Origin of the sequence: uncultured Oscillibacter sp. (assembly GCF_910579365.1) — a bacterium.
GTDB lineage: Bacteria > Bacillota > Clostridia > Oscillospirales > Oscillospiraceae > Oscillibacter.
Map to the genome: position 1 here is coordinate 1 of NZ_CAJTUX010000082.1, position 9,747 is coordinate 9,747.

Below are 9,747 nucleotides of genomic sequence, written 5' to 3' on the forward strand. Positions count from 1 at the left end.
TAGCCGAGAGGCTGAGCCACCCATCTGCCATGTTGCCCCGGTAGTCGCCGCTGACCATGCCGGAGTTCACCAGGGCATTCTGGTCCGCCGTCTGGAAGTCGATGCCGATGTGGGTGACGGCCCGGCCGCCGTCCTTGGAAACCCCCATGTAAAAGCCTGGAATCTGCTGAGCGGTCTGGGTGTAAAATTCATTCAGCCCGTTTATCGTTTCATCATCCAGTTCCCCGCTCTCGTTCGGCTCCGAAACCTCTTCCACGCAGGCGATTACCTGGTCCCCCAGCGCAGCCAAGTAATAGGTGTGTTCCACGCCGTCCATGGAGCTGGTGCAGACGGCCATCTGGAAGTCTGCGTAGTCGTAGAACCCACCGGTGAACAGGTTCATGAAGTCGTGGTCGGTGTACCCCCGGTGGTCGATGATATAGCCGCCGTTTTTATCCGTCGCCATGGCCCGGACGGTCTCCTCTTCCCCCATGGCCGCGCCGGCAATGCCCTGACTCATCCATCCGGCGTAGTCCGCGAAGGCGGTCCCGCCCTCCCGGCACTGGGTCTCCATGGCCGCCAGCATGGCCTCGTTGATGGCGGAGCGGAAATCATACTGGGCGGCGGCGATGTACACCATGCTGTTCCCCACGGCCCCCTCGTCCGCCACACGGAAGGTCAGGCCGGACATCTTCTCCCGGAACTGCCGGTATACGCCGTCCAGCTCCGGGGCGGCTTCGCCCTCCGCCGCGGGGAAGACCGCCAGAAGCGGATTCTCTTTATCCAGGTAGGTTTTCGCCTGGTCAAACTCGCCGTTTTGCAGGTTCGTGAGGAAATGGACGGTGGCCTCCTCCGCTGAACCCGCCGCCTCCTGCTTAGGTCCGCCGCCGCCGCAGGCGGTGAGCGTCAGGCACAGGGCCAAAACGAAAAGGACCTTGATTTTGTGTAAGCGTTTCATGTTGAGTTCCTCCTTGTATTTGATCGTGTTTGGTTATTCGATTTATTCAGCAACAATTCCTTCCAGGATCAACGAATAATGACCCAAACAGATCCTCCGGCTAGTATTCCAAAAAAAGGAAGGCGATTTGTACTGTGACCTTGCCGTACAGTACAAAACGCCTCCTAACCCTGGGATCATATCCACCGGAAAACCTGACTGACAGCCCTGCTGCCGGCACATTCGCTTTCCAGTGGCGCAAACGCTGTGATTCCGCCATTTCCTACGCCTAAGCGCAAAATACTCCTTACTACCCTATCATCAAAAATCCAACTCCGCAGGAACAGCAGCTGTAAAAGGCGTTAAATCATTGAATGATTGATTTTACAATTTCGTTTGAACAACACCAGCAGAGCAGGCAATCCCTCTGCCTTACGATGGATAGAACACACTTTCAGCGATCTGAATCAGTGTTCCGGCGTCCAGCGCTGCGGAAAGCCAGAAAACCTCCCCCGGCTCCTGGCCGTTCCAGACCAGATAGAGAACGCCATCGGCCGCGGAGTACAGCTCCGCCGCCTGTCCGTTCACCAGGACGCTTTGGGACTCCAGGCCCTTCACGGTCTCCCGGAGTTTTTCTTTCTCCTCCGCCTCTGGAGGACCCAGGAACACGAATAGGAATTCATCGCTGTTTTCGTTTTTATACCGGCATTCCATCGAACTGGAACCGGAAGAGCCTCCCGCGTAGTGATACCCCATGGGAATCCAGCTGGGCTGCCGGACTTTTGGAGAAGGCGCTGCCGCCTCGATGCTCTCCGCCATTTTGAGGATGTCCTCCTCAGACACGGATGCGCTGATGGTGCAAAGCGCTTCCATCTCCGAGTCCCACCAGACCAGCTCACTTTGGGGGCCTCCCGGCTTCGCCAGGTACAAATCCCCCGGATTCCCCTTAACGGACACCTGCTTTTCCGTGCTGTCTTCATTGGGGACCAAATACATCCTGGCCTTTTCCTTGTCCGGTTGGTACAGGAAGCACATCATGTTTCCCTCCGGGTTTTTGTAGAGGAACGTGAACGTATGACCGAAGGTATCATTCTGCAAATACAGCTCATAGCCCTCCGGCGCCCAAGTGAGCTTGTATTCCACCGGCAGAACCTCCACGCTCTCCGCCATGGCGGTCAGCTCTTCCTGGGAACAGGGGGCGATCATCCAGAACAGCAGCCCGTCCCGGGCCCAAACCAGAGCGTTCCCTGCCTCCTGCGTTTCCTCCAGGTAGAGGTCCGCAGCAGCGCCGTCCACTGTAACGGGCCGGGCCTCCATCGTCCCGCCCAGAGTGGAGGAGATCTGTAGGCTGGCGGTTTCTGAGCCCCGCCGGTAGGCCAGGGTAATCTGACGGCCCTTTTCATCCCGGTAAAGCACATGGCCTCGATTTTCCCGCAGGGAGCGTTCTGCCTCCTGATACCCGTAAGGCGTCCAGGTCAGCCAGTACTCCTCCAGGGGCGGCGGCTCCTCTCGTTTCTCCATGCTCTCCGCAACCCGAACCAGTTCCTCCCCGGTAAGAGGGCCGGAAATCCAGTAGAGAATCCCCGTGTCCTGATCCACCCAAACCAAGTTGTTGGCATTGCCCGGCACCCGATCCAGGTACAGATCCGCCGGATTCTCTCCGACAAATACGGAAACGATCTCCGCTTCCCCAACCAGCATCAGCGTTCCGGGATCAAAATCTTCGGGATGGAGGATGGTCAGAAGTCCTCCCTTTCCGTCCTCATAGCGGAGGATACTTTGTCTCCGCAAATCATCGGTAGTGGTCTCATAGTATCCCTCCGGCAGCCAGGATGGGTAGAACATCACTTCTTGAGGCGCGGTGCGCATACCCTCCCCAATCCGAATCAGTTCTTCTCCGGTAAAGGGGCCGGAAATCCAGAAGAATACGCCGCTCTCTCCGTCCACCCAGACCAGATGATGGTCCTCCTGACCCAGGAACAAAAACGCCTGGTCTCCTCCAACCAGCACGGAAACCGCGTCCGCCTCGCATTTGTCCGGGCGCAGGCCGGTTATATCAAATTCCTGGGCATAGGTGATGGTCAAACGTCCGCCCTTCCCGTCCTCATAGGTCAGGACGCTCTTTCCGGCGTCCAGGCCCCTGGGGACGTTATCCCCCTTCGCCGGGCAGTCCTGGGCGGAGGTCTCATCGTACCCCTCCGGCAGCCAGGACGGACAGAAGCGCACATTCCGGGGGACGGCTTCCACGCTCTCCGCCATGCAAACCAGCTCTTCCCCGCTTATGATGCCGCCAATTCGAAACGCAGCCCCATTCCTCTCGTCCACCCATACGATAGCGTTGGCTTCTCCCTCTTCCGAATCCAGATACAGATCGGCGGGGAACCCGTTGACCTGGACCTTTTGATAGATGATCTCATTCTCTCCCGCAATCTGGAGGATCGGCGACGACATGTCCGAAAAATAGGTGAACTCTGCGATATTGCCGGTTTGGTCGTCTATATAACTGACAGACACAATACCGACTGAAAACACAGACCGGTTCTCGATCCGATACCCGGCCGGCACATAGGTGGGCTGATAGAGAACCTCCTCCTTTGAAACGGCTTCTCTTTCCTCGTTCCCCAAAAACTCGTAGAGGAAATAATTGTCATGAATTTCCCGCACCCAGCCCGCGAAGACCTCCCGGGCCTCCGGGCTGACCGCCAGCACCGCGCACCCGCTGAGCAGCAGCGCCAGCAGCACGCATGCCGCCGCATGGAGGGACTTATACCAGACCGGATGCCTGCCCCGGCGCAGCAGTTTTTTCATCCTCCGCTCAAAGGCAGGAGAGAAGGTATGCTCCGGCGCTTCTTCCAGCAGCACTCCGTATTCCAGACGGGCCGTGTCCAATATGACTCCGTGAATCAGCCGATCCAACGCTTGCTCTGTCATAACAGCTTTCTCCCCCTCTCCCGTTGGGACCGCTTCTTACTGCGCTTTTCCAATGCTCTCCGCGACTTTCATCAGTTCCTGTTCCGTAAGCGTGCCGCACAGGTTGAACGTCAGCTGTTCTTCATTATCCATCCAAATCAGGACAGATATATGTCCCTCCGCGCCCAGGTACATGTCCGCCGGCTTTCCCAAAACCGAGGCCGGCTGGTAACTGTCTCCCTTCTCCAGCTCGATCTCCATTTTGGTGCTCTTCGCATTCTCCATCACCAAGAGAGTGAAATAGTCTCCGTCCTGGCCCTGATAATCCAGTATTACCGGCAGCTTGGCGCCGCCGGAGAGCAGCGTATAGCCCTCCGGCACCCAAGCGGGGCAGTAAGCAAGGGGCAGGGCCTCCACGCTCTCGGCCATCCTGACCAGTTCCTCACCGGAGAGCGGCGCGGAGATCCAGAGGAAGAAGCCCGTATCTTCGTCTGTCCAAACAAGCACATTCCGGTTACCCTCCTGGCCGTCCAGATATAAGTCCGCTCTGCGTCCGTGGACCTGCGCCTCATGTGCCTCAGCGTTTTCCGTGTATACCGTCATGGAAAGCTCCGGCGCGTACCCGAAAATCGCGGTCTCTTTGCCGTCTGCTTCATAGGAAATATTCACCATTCCATACAGCTGCGGCCGCTCCGCTTCCTGGTAGCCCTCTGGGAGCCATGTTGGAAGAAATGCAATCTTTGTCAAATCCTCTTGAACGTCCTGATCCGGTCCGACATACTGGTAACTGAAATAGGTATCATGGACTTCCCGCACCCATCCGGCAAAGGCCTCCCGGGCCGCCGGGCTGACCGCCAGCACCGCGCACCCGCTGAGCAGCAGCGCCAGCAGAAGGCACGCCGCCGCGTGAAGGGCCTTGTACCAGACCGGATGCCTGCCCCGGCGCAGCAGTTTCTTCATCCTTCGCTCGAAGCTGGGGGAAAAGGTACGCTCCGGCGTTTCTTTCAACAGCACTCCGTATTCCAGCCGGGCCGTGTCCAGTATGACCCGCCGGGCCAGCTGATCCAGCGCTTGCCCTGTCATGTCTGTTCCCTCCTGCACTTCCAGTCACGTGTCCTTTATTGGCGCTTTCTTGTTCGACGCCTTGTGGAGCGAAATCTGAAACACAATCCCCAGGATCGCGCCCAGGTATATGGCGTAAGCCGGCATGATCGCGCCGATAAGAAGAACCCCCACCAGAAAATAGATTCCCCGCTTTTTGCTCTTTTGCGCTGCACGGTACACAAGCGCCCCCAGCAGAACCGGGATGCCCAAAAAGAAGATAACCATCACGATCACTGCCGGAACCATCCGTTCATCCACGGTTATTCCTCCTAAATCTATGGATAATCTATGGATTTCCCCGGAAGAGTCCGCCGCTCCGGCGCGTCAATGCACTCTTACTATGATTAACGCAGCGAGAGACCGGATTCTCACATGATTTTTCAAAATTTTTTAAAGAATTTTTTCAAGGATGTCGATTGATACAGATTACTTCGTGTCCGTTCAAGGAACGCGCCTATAAATATGGCCTTCCCATTCCCATTGACAATATAGATATTCATCATGTTCTTTGATGGAATAGATATGGACTTCACATCACTGCGTTTTCCTCCTTGACGGACGTCAGCCCGCCTGCGTCGGCATCCTTGTGCTGTACCGCCTGAATCCATCTCCTTTGTTGTCATTATTTTTGAGGATTGCTATAGTCGATTTCATACTCCGCTCCTTCCACGGTCAAATACTCCCACTCTGCCCCGCCGATAGTCCCAATCACTGGCGCGCCAATTGTCTGTTTATACGTGACAGCTATGACAATCAGCAACAGGATAAACAGCGTACGCCCTTCCGTTTCAAGCAGGTTTCCTCCTTTGGACCCGCTATTATCCGACATTCTCTACAATGCTAGGTCCCAGGGTAATGTACTTTTTGAGAACCGCATTGACAGCGGCCCGTTCCGCATCGGCCAGCGGAAGGCCCCTCCCTTCGGCCGGCGGAGGCGGAGCGGAAGCCAACTGCGGCTGGCCGGGAATGGTGATTTCGTTGAATGTGCCGCATTCGGAATGATAGCGAAACCATCTGCCGTCCAAGCCCACTGTGCAGTCGCTGGCGCAGTCCGTCGTTCCTTCTGCCCAGGCGCCGCCCGAAAGTACCTGTGTCAAAATCTCCGCATCCTCCCCCGACAGCTCGGCCGCCTCTCCGTCCGCTCCCTTTACCACATACTTCGAGACATCGAGCGTCCCTGCTCCACGGTCCGCCGGGGAGGCTGCGGGCGGGTCTGAGGGATTTGTCACGGAGTACCAGTATCCCTCTATCAGCAAATAGCAATCATCCGGTCCACAAATCACATACGAAAAGCCCGGGTAATACCCTTCGGTCAGAACAACCTCATAGACCTCGCCGCCGTCATGGTCTCCCGGATTCTCCTCCGAATCCAGAAGCCCGTATTTCAGCCCGGAAGCCCAATCTCTCAGCGCGTCAAGTTCTTCGCCCTCCGCCGTCCACTCCGTCACCGTTCCCCCGGCCCGGTGTGTGATCTCCGCTTTCGTTACATCATCTGCGATGTAAGCCGCTATGGGACGGCCTGGACCGCTCCCTTCAGGGGCAGGCACACAGCCCGTCAGGCCAAACAAGCAGATCAGAGCCGAGAACAGTATGGTTATCGTTTTCATTTGCACGTCCCCTCCTTGTTAAAAGCTCATTTGGAACCAGTACCAATGTGCCGTGATCTTCTCTATTCGTTCGTGGTTATCTCCGCTCTCTTCCCTCCAGCTCCAGCCGGCCCCATCCTGCACAAAGTCCAGCTCTGTGCCCTGGAACCCAATCGGGCGGTCATCCTCTGAATAGTAAAAGCCCTCATAGGCGGTTGATGAGCCGATGCCGGTTCCTTTTATAATGAACTCCACCATTCGGACAGCCTGATAGCAGTCCGCCTGCCATCCGTTATATCTGGCCCCTTCTGCCGGGTCCTCCAGCAGACCGGACGCAAACTGTTCCACAGCCGCCTGGTTCGCCTGGACATATTCAATGGTTCCCTCTTTCGTGCTGCGCTTATGGAGAGCCGCAGCATACAGGCATCCGGCAGCAGCAGCCACGCACAGAAGCAGCGCCAGCCCTTTCTTCTTCAAAGAGATCACCACCATATTCTTAAATTCATCCTAATCCGGGCAACAGAAAATCCGCTCCCTCACTATGTTAACGCAGCAAGGAAGCGGATTCTCACATGATTTCAAGAAAAATTTGAAAAACTATTTTGAGCCATGGCGGCAGATGGTTACGCGTCCATCAAAAAGCCTTCCTGCTCCGCGATATTCCGCAGGAACTGGCGGCCCCGGCTGATCCGGGTGCTGACCGCCGTCTTCGTCAGGCACAGCTTGGAGGCAATTTCCCCATCGGAGTAGCCCACCATCTTCATCTCCAGGGCCGAACGGTACGACAGGGGCAGCCGGGCAAAGGTCTCCACCAGGGTGTGATAATCGCTGACGGACTCCGCCGTTTCCGCAAAGCCGTCCCAATCCTCCAGCGGAGCGGCATCCTTCTTCTTGCGCTGGAGAGAAATCGCTTCGTTTCGGGCAATCACAACGACCTGCGGAGCCAAATCCTTGGCCGGTATATTCTGAAACCTGGAAAACTTCTTGATGATCCGCAGGAAGGCATTGTGAACCGCGTCCTCCGCGTCCTGATCGTTATGCAAGATGCTGTCCGCCACATGGAACATTTTCTCACGGTATTTCAGGTAGATTTCCTCAAACCGAACCTTTTCCTCCGGCGTATCCAGCATTTGCAGATAGAGCATCAGCATAGGCGCTACCTCCTGACAGGCGTTTGGAGCCCGAAAACATACCTTCCTACTTGCATATCGGCAAATTCCATTACAAAATAAGGTTTTGTGCAAATATCCCCAAAAAGCAGGGACTTTAAGGGCCTTTTGAGCTTCATCCTTCTCACTGCCGGACGAAACCAAGCAAGCAGGATGATATGCCGAAACGCTGTCTCTATCATATCGGTAATTGGTCAAAAAGTCAAGGTTTGTAAAAAGCGGCGCGAAAGTGTGGGGGGTACGGAGCGGCCAATTCATGGGGTTCGTCCAGGTCGAAGCCTGGGGCGATGGTAGTATCGGGGTATTCAGTGGGGGCGCTGCCCTTGTTGGGAAGTTCCTACGCCATACTCCACGAGGAAAGTTGCCGCGCCGACTTTACCATATCCTCAAATTCAGAGATTGCAATAATATCCCGTCTAGTGAAGTAACGTATCACATAATCCCCTCCGTCAATCGCAATCATACTTCCTTTGAAAGCGTGGCCGCCATAGATGACCTCATCTAAAGGCTCATCTCCATAATGGCCTTTTGCATAAACCGTTACCACCAATTCGTCACCAAGCCGCTCATTGAAAAATGGGACTTGCAAAACACTTTCATTTCCCTCACCATACAGGGCAACATCATTTTCAAGCACATATCCTTCTATGATTTCGGTAGGAAACAGTGATCCAAAAGGGTTAGTATTTTAGGGACGGAGAAATCCGCACAACAACAGGAGGTGGCAAGCATGGCCCAGAAAACAAGATTACAGCACGCTACGAGCGTTTGAGCCGCGACGATGAGTTACAAGGCCCCAGCAATTCCATACTGAACCAAGAGAACATTTGTCAAGGGGAATTTCATCATAAAGATGAAATCCCCCCCCGTTAAACTAGGATTAGTATCTCAAAATAAAGTATATCACATATACCCAACTCAACAGTTCGTGAAAAATGGCCCACCCAACAGAGTGCCAAGTAGAATAACTAATTACCATTGCCAAAGCGCTGCCAAATGTGATACCTGTCTTTACTGTTTTTTCGACAGTTTCTCTTTTTTGTTCATCCATGTATATGTATCCTCCCCGAAATTTCGATTTATCGAATTAACACGAGCCAAGTATACCACTAATGCGAATGACATTCAACCCTCATTTATAGGCGTTGAAAGTACTGGCAAGCAAGGCACCGGTATATACCCGGCGCAGCTTGTTGGTGGCTGAAGGCCCCCAAGCCCCCGGTGATCGGCGCGGCTGCGTCCGATGCACAAGCCACCGTTGGCGTCTGCTGATTATATACCGGCAGGGAAGGACACCCCGGCGAAGCCGCCCCCGGAGGGCGCACGGCTGCCGTCAGGCAGTACTACCATCGGCCCTTGGCAGGTGGTGAGTAAGTGCGCTCTTAGGAGGGGGGCCTATAAAGAAGAAGGAGCGCCCAGGTCATTCCCAGACACTCCCGCTTCGGTTCCCTCCTGCTGGTCGATCACCGCCTTTCCGACCTGCGTCATCTTGCCACAAATGAACCATCAGTCAATGTGTATTTGGATGGTGAAACCACCCTTTACACAATACATCCCAAAAAGCCATGTTAGAGGACTATGCCCGCCGGAATGGTTTCCCGAATCCCACCCATTTCACGGACGATGGTATCTCTGGCACCCGCTTTGCTGGGGTGAGATAACGTAACCGTTTTTGAATGGTACGCTATCTTGCCCCAGCATTTTGCTTTCAGCCCTAAACGACAACGCTTTTGACATCAGCGCCGATCTGCCTGAAATAAGAAACGCTTTCGGTGGGCTGGTCGCCGGTGTCTACCTTGCCCACGAAGCTGTAAAAGATTTCGATTTTGCGGGTGTTGGTGTTCTTGTCCAATTCGTAGATCAAAATGCGGTCGATAAACTCATGGACATTCTCATAAATCAATTCGCTGATCTCCGTGTACCGGCGTACCAGGGCGATAAACCTTTTCACATCGGCGCTGCGCTCGGCGGCGGTGTCGATCTCCTTTTTCAACTCTGCGGCCCGCTTTGTCAGTTCCCGCTTCTCGTCCTCATAGCCGGAAGTCAGAAACACAAACTGTTC

General features: G+C 55.0%; 9 protein-coding genes and 1 pseudogene. 1 reads left to right on the forward strand and 9 read right to left on the reverse strand.

Annotated elements, in window-relative coordinates:
• From QZ329_RS13500 to QZ329_RS13535, 8 genes are all read right to left on the reverse strand, one after another.
• Nucleotides 1–937: hypothetical protein (locus QZ329_RS13500; protein ID WP_295753489.1), on the reverse strand; the 937-nt coding region annotated here is incomplete at its 3' end.
• 411 nt (nt 938–1,348) lie between these two features.
• The gene (locus QZ329_RS13505) at nt 1,349–3,847 is read right to left on the reverse strand and encodes a DUF4367 domain-containing protein (protein ID WP_295753491.1); all 2,499 of its coding nucleotides are present in this window, start codon (nt 3,845–3,847) and stop codon (nt 1,349–1,351) included.
• A 36-nt stretch (nt 3,848–3,883) separates the two neighbouring features.
• Nucleotides 3,884–4,909 (reverse strand): DUF4367 domain-containing protein, encoded by a 1,026-nt coding sequence (locus tag QZ329_RS13510; RefSeq protein WP_295753493.1) that lies wholly within the window; start codon nt 4,907–4,909, stop codon nt 3,884–3,886.
• A 24-nt stretch (nt 4,910–4,933) separates the two neighbouring features.
• Nucleotides 4,934–5,188, reverse strand: coding sequence for a hypothetical protein (locus QZ329_RS13515; protein WP_295753495.1), 255 nt, complete (start codon nt 5,186–5,188; stop codon nt 4,934–4,936).
• 560 nt (nt 5,189–5,748) lie between these two features.
• Nucleotides 5,749–6,537, reverse strand: a complete 789-nt coding sequence (locus tag QZ329_RS13520; RefSeq protein WP_295753498.1) for a hypothetical protein — start codon at nt 6,535–6,537, stop codon at nt 5,749–5,751.
• Between the two features lie 18 nt (nt 6,538–6,555).
• The gene (locus QZ329_RS13525) at nt 6,556–6,993 is read right to left on the reverse strand and encodes a hypothetical protein (protein ID WP_295753500.1); all 438 of its coding nucleotides are present in this window, start codon (nt 6,991–6,993) and stop codon (nt 6,556–6,558) included.
• 146 nt (nt 6,994–7,139) lie between these two features.
• On the reverse strand, nt 7,140–7,667 hold the full coding sequence (locus QZ329_RS13530) for an RNA polymerase sigma factor (RefSeq protein WP_295753503.1): 528 nt from the start codon (nt 7,665–7,667) through the stop codon (nt 7,140–7,142).
• Nucleotides 7,668–8,022: 355 nt separating this feature from the next.
• Entirely contained in the window at nt 8,023–8,322 is a 300-nt protein-coding gene (locus tag QZ329_RS13535; RefSeq protein ID WP_295753505.1) for a hypothetical protein, read from the reverse strand.
• A 913-nt stretch (nt 8,323–9,235) separates the two neighbouring features.
• On the opposite strand from QZ329_RS13535, the pseudogene QZ329_RS13540 reads away from it, so the two are divergent.
• Nucleotides 9,236–9,331 (forward strand): annotated as a pseudogene (locus tag QZ329_RS13540) (recombinase); the annotation flags it as partial.
• 68 nt (nt 9,332–9,399) lie between these two features.
• Here the strand turns inward: QZ329_RS13540 and QZ329_RS13545 are convergent.
• A partial coding sequence (locus QZ329_RS13545) for a DUF4368 domain-containing protein (protein ID WP_295753507.1) occupies nt 9,400–9,747 on the reverse strand: 348 nt, incomplete at its 5' end.

Bases quoted from the DNA above. Each gene is read 5' to 3' on its own strand.
- QZ329_RS13505 (WP_295753491.1), bottom strand. From the start codon at position 3,847: ATGACAGAGCAAGCGTTGGATCGGCTGATTCACGGAGTCATATTGGAC.
- QZ329_RS13510 (WP_295753493.1), bottom strand. From the start codon at position 4,909: ATGACAGGGCAAGCGCTGGATCAGCTGGCCCGGCGGGTCATACTGGAC.
- QZ329_RS13520 (WP_295753498.1), bottom strand. From the start codon at position 6,537: ATGAAAACGATAACCATACTGTTCTCGGCTCTGATCTGCTTGTTTGGC.
- QZ329_RS13530 (WP_295753503.1), bottom strand. From the start codon at position 7,667: ATGCTGATGCTCTATCTGCAAATGCTGGATACGCCGGAGGAAAAGGTT.